This is a genomic window from Streptomyces sp. NPDC059373, assembly GCF_042751495.1.
Classification (GTDB): Bacteria; Actinomycetota; Actinomycetes; order Streptomycetales; family Streptomycetaceae; genus Actinacidiphila.
Genome location: NZ_JBHYXC010000015.1, coordinates 146130 through 161874, shown reverse-complemented (window position 1 = coordinate 161874; position 15745 = coordinate 146130). Strand labels below are relative to the sequence as shown.

The following is a 15745-nucleotide window of genomic DNA, read 5'->3' as shown; positions in this document are numbered from 1 at the left end:
GCGTGAGATGTGTATAAGAGACAGGCGTGGTGGAGGTCAACGGCCGTCCAGGGTGGAGAAGGTGAAGCCGAAGGACGCCGGAGCGGCGTGCAGCCGGTACCGCGGCAGCGGGCCCGGGCCGCAGGACTGGCTGCCGATGCCGTGCTGGCCATGGTCGAGGTTGACCCAGAGGGTGTCGCCCGGGACCAGGTCGGGTGTGTGGCCGGCCGCGTCGAGCTGTTCGCCGCTCCAGCGGCGGGCGGTGAACCAGAAGGGCGGCGCGCCTTCGACCGCGATGCCCGTGCCGTCCTCGCGGCGCAGCCGCACCCAGCGCACATCGGCCCGGGCGCCGTTCTCCTGGGGGCGGACGTACGGGGTCTGGAGGGCGTCCACCGGCGCCTCGTACCGCCCGATGCGCGAGGCCGCCCGGGTGTCCGGGTACGCCTCGCCGGGACCGCCGCCGTACCACTCGGCGGCATCGCCGAGGGTGCCGCACAGGCCGAGCCGCACCCCGAGCCGGGGGAGCGGCAGCTTCCACTCGCCCTCGGGGGTGACCTCGACCGCGAGGTGGAGCCGGTCGCCGTCCGCCGTCCAGCGGTAGACGGTACGCAGTCCCAGGTCGGAGGCGGCGGGTGCGACCCGGGTGGTCACGGTCAGCGCGTCGTCGGTGACGGTGACGTCGGCGACGCGGTGCCGCATGCGGTGCAGGCCCAGCTCGCGCCAGAGCTGCCCGTAGCGCTCGTCCGGCCGCCCGTGCGCGCCCATGTCGTTGTCGGTCGGCGCCCGCCAGACGTCCAGCCGGGGGCCGGCCAGCTGGAAGCCGTCCAGATACCGCAGCTCACCCGTCGCGGCGTCGAAGGTGCCCGCCCCCAACACCAGCACCCCGCCCTCCCCGGCGCGCGGCATGTGCGGCACCGGCTGAGGACCCGCCGGCCCGGGCGTGCTCACGGCCGGCCACTGGCCCCACGCCACCTCGTGCCCCGCCTCCGCCCATGCCGTGTCGTTGCGCAGGACGGCCCGCACCAGCCAATGGGCCTCGCCGTGCAGCCCGGCCGCCTCCGGCACCGGCAGCTTCAGCTCCGTCGACTCACCGGCGGCGAGCGGCGGAACGGTCAGCACGTCCTGGGCGAAGCCGGCGCCGTCGATCTCGTACGACCAGGTGAAGCGCAGATGCGAAAGGTCGGTGAAGTCATGGGTGTTGGTGATCCGGACGCTGCCGCTGCCCGGGTCGCCCTCGATGTGAACGGGCTCGATGACCTTCTTGTACTCGACCAGCCCGGGCGAGGGCGTTCGGTCCGGGAAGAGCAGCCCGTCGCAGACGAAGTTGCCGTCGTGCAGCTCCTCGCCGAAGTCGCCGCCGTACGCGTAGTACGGGGTGCCGCCCTCGGTCCGCTGCCGGATCCCGTGGTCGATCCACTCCCATACGAAGCCGCCCTGGAGCCGCTCGTAGGTCTCGAACAGCCGCTGGTACTCGCTGAGTCCGCCGGGGCCGTTGCCCATCGCGTGCGCGTACTCGCACAGGATGAAGGGCAGCGAACGGCGTTTGGCGTCCAGCTCCGGGTCGGCCCAGGGCAGCTCCTCGCGCTTGCCGATGAGTTCGGTCTCGGCGTGGTCGGCGTACATCCGCGAGTAGAGGTCGGTGTCGGCGCAGGACAGGTCGCCCTCGTAGTGGATGGGGCGGCTCGGGTCGCGCTCGCGGATCCACTGCGCCATGGCGGTGAGGCCGCGGCCGGTGCCGCACTCGTTGCCGAGCGACCAGATGACGATGGACGGGTGGTTCTTGTCGCGCTCGACCATGCGGGCGGCGCGGTCGAGCAGCGCCGGGATCCAGCGGTCGTCGTCGACCGGATTGCCCTTCCAGCCCTCGAACTCGACGAAGCCGTGGGTCTCCAGGTCGCATTCGTCGACGACCCACAGCCCCAGCTCGTCGCAGAGCGCCAGGAAGGCGGGATGCGGCGGGTAGTGGCTGGTGCGGACGGCGTTGATGTTGTGGCGCTTCATCAGCAGCAGGTCGGTGCGCATCGTCTCCAGGTCGACGGCCCGCCCGTGCTCGGGGTGGAACTCGTGCCGGTTGACGCCCCGGAAGAGGATCCGCCGGCCGTTGACCTTCAGCACGCCGTCCTCGACGACGACCGTACGGAACCCGATGCGCAGGCCGATCCGCTCGCCCGGCGTGACCAGTTCGGCGTCGTACAGACGCGGTGTCTCGGCCGTCCACGGCTCGACGGGCAGGCTCACGGACTCGCCGGTGCCGATGTCGATGCCCAGCTCGGGCACGGTGATCCGGCCGCCCGGTTCGACGTCGACCCGCAAGGTGCCCTCGCCGGTGCGGTGTTCGTATCCGGAGTGCACGAAGAAGTCCGTCACCGACCCCTCGGGACGGTGCAGCAGCGTGACATCCCGGAAGATCCCCGGCAGCCACCACTGGTCCTGGTCCTCCAGATAGCTCCCGGAGGACCACTGGTGCACCCGTACGGCAAGGACGTTGCCCTCCGGGCGCAGCAGCTCCCCGACCGGGTACTCGGCGGGCAGCCGGCTGCCCTTGAAGACGCCCAGCTCCTCGCCGTTGAGCCAGATTCTGGCGCAGGACTCGATGCCCTCGAAGCGCAGCAGGGCCTCGCCTGCGTCCGGCCACCCTTCCGGCAGCGCGAAGGTGATGCGGTGGTCGCCGGTCGGGTTCTCGGTGGGGACGTACGGCGGCTCCACCGGGAAGGGGTAGAGGGTGTTGGTGTACGCGGGGGCGCCATGGCCGTGCAGCGGCCAGTGCGCGGGCACCGGCAGCCGGTCCCAGCGCGAGTCGTCGAACTCCGGGCGGGCGAAGGACTCGTCCTCGGCGGTCGCGGTCGGCGCCAGGCGGAAGTGCCATGAGCCGTTGAGGCTCAGCCGGGCCGCGTCGGACCCGGGATACCAGGCGCGCGGCGGCAGCGCGCCGGTGCCCGGTGCGGGGTCCAGGTAGTACGGCAGGTCGGTGCTCAATACAGCTCCTGTGATGACGTGGTGAAATCAGCCCTTGATACCGGTCTGCGCCACACCCTGCACAAGCCAGCGCTGCAGGAAGACGAACACCAGGACCAGAGGCAGGATCGATACGGCGGCGGCCATGAACAGCTCATGGATGTTGATGGTCTGCGCGGTGATGAACGTCGACAGGGCGACCTGGACCGTCCAGGCCTGCTGGTCCTGGCCGATCACCAGCGGCCACAGGAAGGCGTTCCAGCCGCTGATGAAGGTGATGACGGAGATCGCCGCGAAGAAGTTCAGCGAGTTCGGAACGACGATCCGCCAGTACGAGCCCCAGTAGCTCAGCCCGTCCACCCGCGCGGCCTCCTCCAGTTCCCTGGGGAAGCCCAGGAAGTACTGCCGGAAGAGGAAGGCGGTGAAGCCGCTGAACAGCCCGGGGATGACCAGACCGCGCAGCGACGACACCCAGCCCAGTGACGACACCAGCACGAAGCTGGGGACGAAGGTCACGGCGGACGGCACCATCAGGGTGGCCAGGACCAGGTAGAAGATCTTGTTGGCGTGCTTGTACGGGATCCGGGCCAGGCCGTACCCGGCCAGCGAGCACACCAGCAGGGTGCCCACGGTCATCAGCACGGCGATGAGCATCGAGTTCCACAGCGAGTGCAGGAACGGCACGCTCGGGTCGTCGAACAGCTCCTTGACGTTGCCCCACTGGACGTCCGAGGGCCACCACTGCCACTCGGCGCCCATGATGTCCTTGTCGGTGGACAGGGCGTTGCGCACGATCATGTAGAACGGCAGCAGGAAGAGCACGGTGGCGACGGCGAGTGCGCTGTACAGCCCCGTGCTGCCGAGTAGTTGACGTGGTGTTCGGCTCCGGGCGGCGGCCATCAGTCGTCACTCCTTCCGAAGCCGAGCAGCCTGCCCTGCAGCAGCGTCACGACGCAGATCAGCAGGGCGAGCAGCAGCGCGCCCGCGCTGCCGTGGCCGTAGTCCTGATCGCCCAGGGCGACCTTGTAGAGGTAGATGAGCGGCGTGCGGCCCCAGGAGGTCTTGCCCTGGTCGAGCAGGTTGTAGAACTCGTCGAAGGCCTGGTACGCGGCGATGAGCAGGAGCAGGATCACCGCGACGGACGTGGCGCGAAGCTGCGGCAGGGTGATGTGGCGGAAGGTCTGCCAGCCGCTCCTGGCGCCGTCGATGGAGGCGGCCTCGTAGAGCTCCTTGGGGATGTTCTGGAGCGCGGCCAGGAAGAGGATCATGTAGAAGCCGCACTGCAGCCACAGCCGTACGGTGACGATGACCAGCCAATACCAGGGCGGGTCGGGCGAGGCCAGCCAGGCGATCGGGTCGGCGCCGAACCAGCCGATGACGGTGTTGACGAGGCCGAAGCTCAGCCCCTGGAAGAGGGACATCTTCCAGATCAGCGATGCGGCGACGTAACTGACGGCGGTCGGCAGGAAGAACACCGACCGGAAGAAGGCCCGCATGAAGCGGATGCGGTGCACCAGCAGCGCGAGGCCGAGCGACGCCGCCCAGGTGATCGGCACGGCGAAGGCCGCGAAGACGGTGAAGATCACCAGGGAGTGGACGAAGTCGCCGTCCTTGAGCATGTCGGCGTAGTTCGCGAGGCCCACGAATTGCGTCGGCGTAACGGTGCCACGGGCCTTGTGGAAGCTCAGCCACAGGCTCCAGCCGATCGGCACGTAGACGAAGACGAACAGCCCGATGAGGAAGGGGCCAACGAAGAGCCAGAAGTTGAGCGTGCGCCCCCGGATGCCGCGCCGCCGGTGGGCGGAGGACGCCGTGGTGGCGGCGCGGCCGGGCACGCTGTGCGTGGTGGTTGCCATGTCGTGCCGGCCTATCCGAAGAGCTGCTTGAGCTCACGGTCGACCTTGGTGTCGCACTTGTCGAGCGACGCCTCCGGGTCCTTGCTGCCGCGTACCGAGTCGGCGAAGACGTCTTCGAAGGCGGTGTTCATCGTGGTGGTCCACACCGGGTTGTCGAAGTGGCCGTAGTCGTTGAAGAGCTTGACGCCTTCGGCGGGCAGCCCGGTCTTGAGCTTGGTGGCGCCGGCGGCCAGGCTGATGCGCGGCGGGATGTGGAAGCCGTAGGCCGTGGACCACTCCTCCTGGTACTTCTTCTGGTCGATCCACAGCCACTTCACGAACGCCTTGGCCGCGTCGACGTCCTTGGCCTTGGCGGAGACGAAGGTGGACCAGCCGCCGTTGTAGACGGCCGGCTTGCCGTTGGCGGAGGCCGTGGGGAAGGGGAAGATGCCGATGTCGCCGGGGAAGGCCGCGAGGATCTGCGGCATGGCCCACATGCCGCACCACTGCATGGCACACAGCTCGTTGATGAGCGAGGAGGGGTCCCAGGCCTCGGTCGGTGCGCCGAGCAGCAGATGGCCGCTGGTGTAGAGCTTGCGCAGCGTCTTCAGGCCCGCGACGACCTCGTCGGTGTGGTATGTCGGCTTGTTGTTCGCGTCGAGCAGGTCGCCGCCGGTGGCCCAGACCAGCGGCTTGGCGGCGTTGGTGACGGCGTTGCCGAGGTACAGGCCCTTCATCTTGCCCTTGGTGAGCTTGGCGGCGGCCTCGACCAGCTCGTCGAGCGTGGTGGGCACCTGGACGCCGGCGGCGGCGAACAGCGACTTGCGGTACCAGAGGAACTGCGGGTCGTCGATCATCCGGACGCCGTAGACCTTGCCGTCCACGGTGTGTGAGGCGATGTCCTTCGGATTGAAGTCGCTCTTGACGTCGGCCAGGATGTCGTCGAGGGGGACGATCTGCTTCGACTGCACCATCTGCAGGTTGGGGTGGTACTCGAAGACGTCCGGGCCGCTGGAGGACAGCAGGCCGGAGGTCAGCTTGGCGTCGTAGTCGCCGGCGATCCACTGCACCTTGACGTTGGCCTTGTCGTAGGCCTTGGCGAACTTCAGCGCGGCCTGCTGGGTGCCCTTCTCGCCGTACTGGTGGTACCACTGGCTGATCGCCTTGCCGCCGCCGGAGCCGCCGTCGCTCCGGCCGTTGTTGCTGCCGCAGGCGGCCAGCCCGCCGAGTGCCGCCATGCCCGCTGCCGCCCGCAGCACACTCCGGCGGTCCCAATCCCTGCTCATTGCCGACATGTTGACTTCCTTGTCTCGTCGTCATGGCTCAGTGGTGCAGCGGGACGCTATTCATCGAAAAGTACTTCGTCAAGGTCTTAGACGAAGCCAGAGCGAAGGGGCCGGGGCGTGTCATCGAACTGTTATGCCGCCCGTTCGAGGACGCGAACGGGCGGCGCTGAGGGTGGTGTTCGGGTTACGGCGTGCTGCGGGCCCTCGCCGTGCCGGCGGCGCGGCGCGGCGGCTTCTGGGACTTCTGTCCCACCGAGGCCAGCGAGCCTTCGAGGGCGAACGTCGCCGCACCGAGGCTGACCGGGTTGGACGGGATCGGGCTGAGCACGATCCGGGTGCTCTCCAGCGGGCGGCGCAGCGCGTGCCGCGCGACCGCCTCACGGACCTCGTCGAGCAGGGGCGGGCCGAGCGCCCGGGCCACCCAGCTGCTCAGCACGATCACCTCGGGGTTGAGGAGGTTGACCAGGTCGGCCACGGCGGCGCCCAGATAGCGGCCGGTGTCGCGGACCACCTTGACCGCCACCGGGTCGCCGTCGGTGACGCCCTGGGCCAGGGCGGCGATGGTCGCCGTCTGGTCCTCCGGGTGCAGCAGCGGGCTCTCCGGGGCGAGTTCGCGCAGGTTCTGCATGATGCCGGGGGCGCCGACATAGGTCTCGACGCAGCCGTGGTTGCCGCAGTGGCACAGCCGGCCGTCCAGCACGAGGGTGGTGTGGCCCCACTCCCCGGCGCTGTTGGTCACGCCCCGGTGCAGGGCGCCGCCCAGGGCGATGCCGGCGCCGACGCCCGTACCGAGGTTGACGACCACCGCGTCGTCGCAGCCACGGGCCGCGCCGAACCACAGCTCGGCGATGGTGCAGGCCCGCAGCGGATTGTCCAGGTGGAGCGGATAGGGGATGTGCTCGGCGAGCAGGCTCAGCAGCGGCACGTCGTGCCAGTCCCAGTTCGGGGCGAAGACCGACACCCCGCCCTCCCGGTCGACCATCCCCGGCATGCTCACCCCGACGCCCAGCACACGCTCGGCCGGGATGCCGGCCTCGCCGACCACGGTGGTGACGGCGGAGGCGATGTGGGCCAGCACCTGGGCGGGCTCGTTCTCGCCGGGGCGCAACTCCTCCTCGGCGCGGGCGATCACGGTCAGCGCGAGGTCGTACAGCTCGACATGGATGTACGTCTCGGCGACGTCGACGCCGATGAGCGCGCCGCCCTCGGCGTTGACCGCGACCAGGCCGCGCGGCCGGCCGCCGTCGGAGTCCTCGTAGCCCACCTCGACCAGCAGGCCCAGCTCCAGCAGCTCACCGACCAGATTGGCCACCGTCGCCAGACTCAGCCCGGTCGCGGCGGCCAGTTCCTGGCGGGAGACGGGGGATTCGGCGACGATGTGCCGCAGCACGCCGTAGCGATTGGCCGTACGAATGTCGCGGGACGTCCGTTTCATGGCCGCTGCCCCCTCCGGTCCCTTGTCTCGCCCTGATGAGCGGCAAGGCTATTGTTCCGGAGGGGGTTGAACAACCCCTTAGGAAAAGCACTATCGAAAGTCGGCGGCGAAGACGATACGCGAGGCCAGCGCGGCCGCGTCGACCTCCCGTGTCGTATCCACGTAGTGCACCGTCCCGAGCCCCAGCGGCTCCGCCACGCCGCTCCAGAACCGCCACTGGTCGTCGAAGAACAGCGTCCCCTCCGCATGCACCGTGTGCCGGCTCGCGGCCCGGTCGGCGAAGCGCCGTCGGGCCGTCTCCAACGGCACCTCGCACCACACCTCGTGCACCTCGTCCGCCCCCGCCCGTTCGAGCCCCGCCGACACCACCGACCGCAGATGCGCCAGCCACGGGCTCTCCAGCACCGCGCCGACCGGCGCGTCGGCCAGCAGCGTCCACAGGCTCTCCGCCGCCGCCACGCCGAGCACCCGGCTCCACTCGCGCGCCGTGCAGTCCGGGGGCCGCACCCCGGCCATGGTGTCCGCGAGGGTCTCCTTCACTGCGTCCTTGCTGAACAGCGGCAGTTCCAGCTCCCGTGCCAGAGCCTTCGCCAGGGTGGTCTTCCCCGCGCCCGGCAGACCGTTGACCAACACAGCTAACATGCCCGCGACCCTAGCCCGTACCGGTCGAGCGGGCCGCGCGACCACGCAGGGCAGGGGGACCGGGGCGGGGTTCCACGGGGGCCGTTGTCAGTGGCGGGCGCTAGGCCCTGTCTGACAAATAGCGCCGGCCGCCCGGAGGGCGGGCCCCGCGGCGTCTGGTGCGTGTGATCGCAAGGCGGAGGATTGCCCTCGTAGTGGGCTACTCGGGCGACTCCGACAACGCAGCGAGCGCGCGTGCAAGGCGTCGCGGGGCAGGCGGGATTTGTCAGACAGGGCCTAGCGTCGGAGACATGGCCGATGCAGAGGATGTGCGCAGGCTCGCTCTTGCGCTGCCCGAGACCGAGGAGAAGCTCGCCTGGGGCATGCCGACCTTCCGTGTGCGCGGGAAGATCTTCGCGGCGCTGGCGGACGACGACCGGTCGATGGGCGTGAAGTGCCCGCTCGACGAGCGGGCGGAGCTTATCGAGGCCGAGCCGGAGAAGTTCTTCATACGCCCCGGCCATGACGACGACGTCGCCTGGCTGCGGGTGCGGCCGGCCGCGCTGGAGGACGAGGAAGAGCTACGCGCCATCCTCGCCGACTCGTGGCGGCAGGCCGCCCCCAAGCGGCTCACCCGGTAGTCGGGCCGGTCAGGACACGATGTCCTTCTTCCGGAAGCCCCGGAAGGCCAGCGCGAAGAACACCACCGCGAAGGACACCGACACCGACGTGCCCTTGATCATCCCGGCCCATTCCAGCTGCCCCGGCTGCAGGGCGTCGGCCCAGGCGTACTGCCAGTGCGTCGGCAGGACATCCCGCAGTGAGCCCAGGGCCGTGATGGCATCGAGGATGTTGGAGATGATCGCGACGCCGACCGCGCCGCCGACCGCGCCCAGCGGGGCGTCGGTGACGGTGGAGAGCCAGAAGGCGAAGCCCGCGACGGCGAGTTGGCTGACGAAGACGTAGAGCGCGATGATCACGAGCCGCTGCACCGCCGTGCCCGGAGGCAGCGAACCGGCGGTGGTGAGCTCCAGGTCGCTCCAGCCGTACGCGGCCGTGCCCACCACGAGCGCCACGGTGGGCAGCGCCAGCACAGCGGTGGCGCTGAAGCCGAGCGAGACCAGCAGCTTGCTCGCCAGCAGCCGGGCGCGGGGCACCGGCGCGGCCAGCAGATAGCGCAGCGACGACCAGCTCGCCTCGGAGGCCACCGTGTCACCGAAGAAGAGAGCGACCGGGATGGTGAGGAGGAAACCGGAGGAGACGAAGAGAACGCCGAGGGAGAAGTTGAGCCCCGAGCTCGTCGCGACATCGATGAGCGTCGTGGTGCCGTTCTGCTCGCCCGGCGTCCCGCCGATGGCGAAGGCCGCCCACACCACCACCGGAAGCCCGGCCACCACCGCGAAGGCCACCAGGGTCCGGCGGCGCAGCAGCTGGCGTACCGCCTCCACGCGCAGCGGAAGCGTGCGGCGCGGGCGGTAACCGGGCGCGGCGCCCGTGGTATCCGTACCGGCGGTCATGCCGGGCCTCCGATCAGGGTGAGGAAGACGTCCTCCAGGCGGCGGTGCGGGCCGACGCGCTCCACCGGCACCTCCAGCCGCAGGAGTTCGGCCAGCAGCTCGGGCACGCTCAGGCCGTCCAGGCGGACCAGCAGCCCGTCCTGTCCGGCGTCGGCCGCCACCACGCCGGGCAGGCCGGCCAGCTTGCGGGCGGTCTCCTCCACGGCGATGGCCGGCATCTCACCGGTGCCGACGAACAGGGTGCCGTCGCTGCCGCTGATCTCGTCCACCGGACCGGCGGCGATCAGCCTGCCCTTGTCCATGACCACCAGATGCGTGCAGCTCTGCTCGACCTCGGACAGCAGATGGCTGGAGACGATCACGGTCCGCCCGGTTGCCGCGTACCGCGCGACGACCGCCCGCATCTCACGTATCTGCGGCGGGTCGAGGCCGTTCGTCGGCTCGTCGAGGATCAGCAGGTCGGGCAGCCCGAGCATGGCCTGCGCGATGGCGAGCCGCTGCCGCATGCCCTGTGAGTACGTACGTACGGCCCGGTCCAGCGCCTCGCCCAGGCCGGCGATCGCCAGCGCCTCGTCGACGTGGGCGTCCTGCGCGGGGCGGCCGGTGGCCCGCCAGTACAGGTCCAGGTTGGACCGGCCGGTGAGGTGCGGCAGGAAGCCCGCGCCTTCCACGAAGGCTCCGACGCGCGACAGGACCGGTGCGCCGGGGGTGATCTCGTGCCCGAAGATCCGGATGGTCCCGGCGTCGGGCCGGATCAGCCCCATCAGCATGCGCATCGTCGTCGTCTTGCCCGCGCCGTTGGGCCCGAGCAGGCCGAGGACCTGGCCGCGCTCGACCCGGAAGGACAGGTCCCGTACCGCATAGCGGTCGGCGGCACCGTGGTAGCGCTTCGACAGCCCGGCGATCTCCAACGGCACCTCGGCGGGCGCCTCTTCGCCGGTCCGCTCCGGCCTGCGCCGACCGATCAGCAGCATCGCGGCGGCCAGCGCGACCGCGCCCAGCGGCAGACCCCACGTCCACACCGGCAGCCCGGCCTGCGCCGTGGCCAGCGCGGTGTCCGTCGGCACGGTCAGGGCCGCGCCCGCCGGCAGGGACACGGTGTACGTGGCCGGGGCGGCCGGCGACGCATAGCCGAGGTCGGTGGTGGCCAGGACCAGCCGCAGCCGGTGCCCGGCGGCGAACTCGTGGTCCAGCGCGGGCAGCGTCACGTCGACCGTGCCCGAGGCGGTGACCCGCAGCGGCGCGACCAACTGGTGGGGGAGCGACGCACTGCCGCCCGGCCCGACGTCGTACACCTTGGCGAAGAGCACCGCACCGGCCGGCGCGTCCGTCTTCACGGTGACCCGGGTGCGGGCCGAGCCGGTCATCCGCAGTGCGGAGGTCAGCGGCGCGGAGTCGAAGACCGCCCGCTGCCCGGGGAAGTCCAGCGACACGCCCTGCCCGAGGCTCGACAACTGCGACAGCTGCGACAGCGCGCCGATCCCGGGCAGCGAGGAGATCGCGGGCGGTGACCCGCCGGCCGGGTTCGACACCGTCTGGGCCTTGCCGGTGAGCGTGACCGTACGGCTGCCGGTGCCGCTCAGGCCGGGGTAGGCGGCCGCGCTCGCGCCGCGCAGCACCGCCTGCCCGTCCGTGGTGTCCACGCCCCCGGTGCGGGTGACACGGAACGCCGGACCGGTGTCGGCGCCCTTGTCCTGCTTGAGGTAGCGGTCGAACCACGCCACCGTACGGGCCTCGACCCGCGACGACTCCTGGTCGCCGCCGTCATGGCCCCCGGCCGTCCAGTCCACGGACACCGGCGCGCCGTTGCCGGCCACGGCGCGCGCGATGGCGTCGCCCTGGCCGAGCGGGAAGAGCGAGTCGTTCTGGCCCTGCATGACCAGCGTCGGCACCTTGATCCTGGACGCGACCGACGACGGGCTGGACTGCTCCAGCAGCTTCACGGTGGCGGCGTCCGCGTGGCCCGACACGGCGGCCGCGTCGTACATCGCACACAGTTCGGTGGTGAAACGGCAGGTCGACGACGTTTTCCCGCCCCCGGCGGGGGTTGTGGTGGTGGAGGTCGTGCCGGTGGTGAAGAAGATCCCGGCCCACAGCTTCTTGAAGACCCCGGAGTCGGCCGCCTGCCCGGAGGCGTTCTGCGGGAAGAGGGAGTCGGCCAGATTCCACCAGGTGATCTCCGGCGCTATGGCGTCGACCCGCTTGTCGTACCCGGCGGTCAGCAGCGAGATCGCACCCCCGTACGACGCGCCCGCGATGCCGACCACCGGATCGTCGGGGCCGTCGAGCTGCACGTCGTTGCGCTTGCCGAGCCAGTCGATCAGCCGCCGCACGTCGGCGACCTCGCGGTCGGGGGAGTTGAGCCCGATCTGCCCGGTCGACGCGCCGAAGCCGCGCGCGGACCAGGTCAGCACCGCGTACCCGTCCCGCGCCAGCCGCTCGGCCTCGGGCCGCATGTCGTCCTTGCTGCCGCCGAAGCCGTGCGCGAGCAGCACGGCGGGGCGCCGGCCGGAGCCACCGGAGGTGAAGTACGAGGTGTCGATCCGTACCCGTTTCGCGCTGCCCGCCGTCTCGGGCATGGACATCACGCGGTCCTCGCGGTGGACGGCGGCCGGGCTGTCTGCGGCGGCGACCGTGACGACGCCGGCCCCGGCCAGCACGGCGAGCGCGGCCGTCCCGGCAGCGATCCTGTGCCGCGTGCGCCAGCTCCGCCAATGACGCCAGGGCCTGCCAGGGGCCAGTCGCATGCGGGTGGTCCTCTGGTGTTCAAGAATGGAGTGGAGTCCCTACTGTGCCCTACGGTGATCGCCCGGACGTCAGCCTGGGGGCCCGGATCCATGTACTGCGCCGGGAGTACGGTGCTGACCATGTCCTTCGCACGTATCGCCAACGTCCCGACACTCCGCATCGGGCTGGGCCTCGCCGCCGTCGGCCGCCCCGGCTACATCAACCTCGGCCGCGCGGCGGACCTGCCCGCCGACCGCAGCGTCGACGCGATGCGCGAGCGGGCGTACGAAGTGCTGGACGCGGCCTACGGGAACGGCGTGCGCTACCTGGACGCGGCCCGCTCGTACGGCCGGGCGGAGGAGTTCCTGGCCGGGTGGCTGGAGCGCCGCCCCGACGCCGCCGACCAGGTCGTGATCGGCAGCAAGTGGGGCTACACCTACACCGCCGACTGGCGCGCCGACGCCGAGGTCCACGAGGTCAAGGACCACGGCACGGCCACGTACGACCGCCAGATCGGCGAGACCCGCGCACTGCTCGGCAAGCGGCTCAACCTCTACCAGATCCACTCCCTGACCCCCGAGAGCCCGGCGCTCACCGACCGCGCCCTGCACGACCGGCTGGCCGACCTCGCCGCCGACGGCGTGAAGATCGGCTTCTCGACCAGCGGCCCGGCCCAGGCCGACACGATCCGCGCGGCCCTGGCGATCACCGTCGAGGGCCTGCCGCTGTTCAGCAGCGTCCAGTCCACCTACAACCTGCTCGAGACCTCCGCCGCTCCCGCCCTCGGCGAGGCCCACGAAGCCGGCTGCACGGTCATCGTCAAGGAGGGCATGGCCAACGGCCGCCTCGCCCACGCCGAGCCCGGCTCCGTCCTCGGCCGGGTCGCCGCCGAGACCGGCGCCACCCCCGACGCCGTCGCCCTTGCCGCCGCCCTCCACCAACCCTGGGCGGACATCGTGCTCTCCGGCGCCGCCACCGCCGCCCAGGTCACCGGCAACCTCGCGGCCGCCACCGTACGGCTCGACCCGGACCAGCTCGCCCGCCTCGCCGCCCTCGCCGGGCCCGCCACCGCGTACTGGAGCAACCGGGCCGCGCTGCCCTGGAGTTGAGGAGTACCGTACATCCGGCGTATATCGGCGGGGCATCGCCGAGCGGCACACTTCAGGTCCACAGCGGTACCACCCACGGGGGAGTGGCGGACATGGCGGTCATCGGTACCCGGAATCCGGAGAACCTCCACCGGCCCGGCGGCGCCTTCGGCCCACCCGACGAGACGACGTACGCGGCCGGGCTCGCCCCCATCGCCGCCATCGCCGACGTCGTGGAACGGCTCGGCGGCACCCGGCACACCGCCCTGCCCAGCCGTCCCGACAGCCGCGGCCTTCGCGTCGGCTTCCTGTCCCGCCTGCCGCTGACCGTGCCGGCCGACATCGACGCCGCCGACGTGCCCCCGGCCTCCGTCGGCGACGAACCGGCCGCGGCCCACGCCGCCGTCCGCACCTCCGTCCACGTGCCGGTCCTCGCCCGGCTCAGCCACTGATCGGCGCCGCCGCACATGAACTCCACCAGATCCGTTGTCTACGTCGGCCTGGTCGTCGTGGTCGTCGCGCTCGTCGCCGTCCTGCCGCTGGTGATCGACACCGTCTTCGCGGCGCGCTGGCGCCGGGAGGTCACCAAGGAGCTGATCGGCCGCGAATGGTCCAACACCGAGCTACGGGCCCTCGTCAAGGACCTGCGTGAACCGCGCGGCGTGCGCGGCCTCACCCGCAGCCTGATCGCCCTCCTCATCATCGTCCTGGTCGGCTTCGCCCTGGCCTACGCCACGACCGCTTCCGGCAACGGCGCCGACGACCTGCGCAAGACCATCGTCACCTCACTGCTGACCGTCCTCGCCACCGTCGCGGGTTTCTACTTCGGAGCCCTCGGCGCGCAGAACAGCGCCGAAGCCGCCCGGGGCAACGGCACGCCCCCCGCGGCCGAACCGCCCTCGGAGCAGCCCGCCACACCCCCTGCTGCCTCTCGGTCCCCCACGCCCCCGATGCCCCCCACGTCCTCCGGGCCCTGAGCACGCCCACGCGATCCGGGGTGCGAGCGGGCACCGGGCCTGGTGCGGTATTGTTCTCGTGCGCGGTCAGCCCGGGGGCGTTCCCCCGAATGATCAAGCACCGGGACGTGGCGCAGCTTGGTAGCGCACTTGACTGGGGGTCAAGGGGTCGCAGGTTCAAATCCTGTCGTCCCGACGGTGCACGAAGGGCCCGTTGGTCTGGTCTTTGACCAGGTCGGCGGGCCCTTCGCTGTTGTCGGCAACAGTTTCCATATGCCGGGTCGTCCGGGTCCTGGGGACCACTCGGGGACCACGGCTCAGGAAGGGTCGCAGGTCAGGGCGGCTCCGCCAGGAATCAAGATCGTTTGGATGAGGCTGGGTCTTGTCCGGTTCCAGCAGTCTCCTGAACGTCGACGGCGGTGGCGGGGCGGGTGTGGGCGGCCCGGTCAGGTGGGTGGTGAGGGTGTGGCCACCGAGGAGGGGCGGCGGATCATCGAGGACGGTATCCGCCGGGTCGAAGACCTCGGGCGTGAGCCGGGCGTTTGGGACGGCCGGTGGCTGGTGCCCTTCACCTCGGTCCGCAGTGACATCCGCTCGGTTCGCCAGTGGCTCGAGGCCGCGCTCGCTCTGGCTCGCCAGATCAAGGCCCACGCCCCGCAGTGCCGAGTCATCTTGACCGTGTACGAGATGAAGCGCGCTTGGTAAAGGCCGCGACGCCGCCGAACTCACCGCGCTCGCCGACCACACGACCCGAGCGGGCCGGGCCGCCTGCTGTTCGCGTTCTTCGCGGCGATGGCGGAGACCGAGCGGGAGAACATCCGGGAAGTCGACCCTGGAAGGACTCGGCGCGGCGGCCCGCAAGGGGAGGCACGGCGGCCGGCCGGCGGTCATCACCGACGACATGCTGCACACCGTGCTCCGGCGCGGCTCCAGCGGCGAGTCCGGCGAGCAGATCCAGCCCGACCTGATCATCCCCACCGCCACACGCAAGGGCCAGAGTCCCAGCGTCGCCAGCACCTGCCGGGCCCTCGCCGACCACGAGAAGGCGCGGACCTACCCCGCGGTCATCGAGGTGGGCCACGTTGTCCACGATCAGGACCGCGCCGGGGTCGCCCAGCTGCTCGACGACATCGCAAGGGCCTACGCGAGCGTTACGACCAGGAGAGTTCGCCGGTCCTGGACGAGCAACGACGGGGTATGACCGGACGGCTGCAGCCCGCCTCTTTCATCTGCCGGCCAAACACAAGGCATCCGATGAGTGCGCAGACTACTCCGGCGACGCCGTACGGAGAGGGCGCCGGTGCGCCGCCGCAGGGCCGCGCATGATGCCAGTGCGGTTGGCGGCC

The 15745-nt window shown here is 71.0% G+C and carries 14 protein-coding genes and 1 tRNA gene; 7 read left to right on the top strand and 8 right to left on the bottom strand.

The window, feature by feature from the left end:
• Positions 1–36 precede the first annotated feature (36 nt).
• The 6 genes from ACFXJ5_RS21630 to ACFXJ5_RS21605 all read right to left on the bottom strand — a co-directional run bounded on the left by ACFXJ5_RS21630 (position 37) and on the right by ACFXJ5_RS21605 (position 8132).
• Positions 37–2955, bottom strand: coding sequence for a glycoside hydrolase family 2 TIM barrel-domain containing protein (locus ACFXJ5_RS21630; RefSeq protein ID WP_384633268.1), 2919 nt, complete (start codon positions 2953–2955; stop codon positions 37–39).
• A gap of 27 nt (positions 2956–2982) precedes the next feature.
• Complete coding sequence (locus tag ACFXJ5_RS21625; RefSeq protein ID WP_384633265.1) at positions 2983–3834, bottom strand: carbohydrate ABC transporter permease; 852 nt, start codon at positions 3832–3834, stop codon at positions 2983–2985.
• Positions 3834–4790, bottom strand: a complete 957-nt coding sequence (locus tag ACFXJ5_RS21620) for a carbohydrate ABC transporter permease (protein ID WP_384633262.1) — start codon at positions 4788–4790, stop codon at positions 3834–3836. Before ACFXJ5_RS21620 ends, ACFXJ5_RS21625 begins: the two co-directional genes overlap by 1 nt.
• An 11-nt stretch (positions 4791–4801) precedes the next feature.
• Positions 4802–6064 (bottom strand): ABC transporter substrate-binding protein, encoded by a 1263-nt coding sequence (locus ACFXJ5_RS21615; protein ID WP_384633259.1) that lies wholly within the window; start codon positions 6062–6064, stop codon positions 4802–4804.
• Positions 6065–6239: 175 nt separating this feature from the next.
• A complete protein-coding gene (locus ACFXJ5_RS21610) occupies positions 6240–7490 on the bottom strand; it encodes an ROK family protein (protein WP_384633256.1) in 1251 nt (416 codons plus the stop codon).
• Between the two features lie 90 nt (positions 7491–7580).
• On the bottom strand, positions 7581–8132 hold the full coding sequence (locus tag ACFXJ5_RS21605; RefSeq protein ID WP_384633253.1) for an AAA family ATPase: 552 nt from the start codon (positions 8130–8132) through the stop codon (positions 7581–7583).
• 290 nt (positions 8133–8422) lie between these two features.
• Here ACFXJ5_RS21605 and ACFXJ5_RS21600 point away from each other — a divergent pair, with 290 nt between their 5' ends.
• Positions 8423–8752 (top strand): MmcQ/YjbR family DNA-binding protein, encoded by a 330-nt coding sequence (locus tag ACFXJ5_RS21600; protein WP_384633250.1) that lies wholly within the window; start codon positions 8423–8425, stop codon positions 8750–8752.
• A 9-nt stretch (positions 8753–8761) separates the two neighbouring features.
• Here ACFXJ5_RS21600 and ACFXJ5_RS21595 read toward each other — a convergent pair whose 3' ends face one another.
• Both ACFXJ5_RS21595 and ACFXJ5_RS21590 read right to left on the bottom strand, forming a co-directional pair.
• Positions 8762–9628, bottom strand: coding sequence for an ABC transporter permease (locus ACFXJ5_RS21595; protein WP_384633248.1), 867 nt, complete (start codon positions 9626–9628; stop codon positions 8762–8764).
• A complete protein-coding gene (locus tag ACFXJ5_RS21590; RefSeq protein WP_384633245.1) occupies positions 9625–12375 on the bottom strand; it encodes a CocE/NonD family hydrolase in 2751 nt (916 codons plus the stop codon). Before ACFXJ5_RS21590 ends, ACFXJ5_RS21595 begins: the two co-directional genes overlap by 4 nt.
• A 120-nt stretch (positions 12376–12495) precedes the next feature.
• Here ACFXJ5_RS21590 and ACFXJ5_RS21585 point away from each other — a divergent pair, with 120 nt between their 5' ends.
• From ACFXJ5_RS21585 to ACFXJ5_RS21560, 6 genes are all read left to right on the top strand, one after another.
• A complete protein-coding gene (locus tag ACFXJ5_RS21585; RefSeq protein ID WP_384633242.1) occupies positions 12496–13464 on the top strand; it encodes an aldo/keto reductase in 969 nt (322 codons plus the stop codon).
• A 92-nt stretch (positions 13465–13556) separates the two neighbouring features.
• Complete coding sequence (locus tag ACFXJ5_RS21580; RefSeq protein ID WP_384633239.1) at positions 13557–13895, top strand: hypothetical protein; 339 nt, start codon at positions 13557–13559, stop codon at positions 13893–13895.
• Positions 13896–13910: 15 nt separating this feature from the next.
• Positions 13911–14420 carry a hypothetical protein gene (locus tag ACFXJ5_RS21575; RefSeq protein WP_384633236.1) on the top strand — a complete coding sequence of 170 codons (510 nt, stop codon included), beginning with the start codon at positions 13911–13913 and terminating at the stop codon, positions 14418–14420.
• A gap of 101 nt (positions 14421–14521) precedes the next feature.
• Positions 14522–14595, top strand: a tRNA-Pro gene (locus ACFXJ5_RS21570).
• Positions 14596–14864: 269 nt separating this feature from the next.
• The gene (locus tag ACFXJ5_RS21565; RefSeq protein ID WP_384633233.1) at positions 14865–15104 is read left to right on the top strand and encodes a hypothetical protein; all 240 of its coding nucleotides are present in this window, start codon (positions 14865–14867) and stop codon (positions 15102–15104) included.
• Between the two features lie 196 nt (positions 15105–15300).
• The gene (locus ACFXJ5_RS21560) at positions 15301–15600 is read left to right on the top strand and encodes a hypothetical protein (protein ID WP_384633230.1); all 300 of its coding nucleotides are present in this window, start codon (positions 15301–15303) and stop codon (positions 15598–15600) included.
• The last annotated feature ends 145 nt before the right edge of the window (positions 15601–15745 follow it).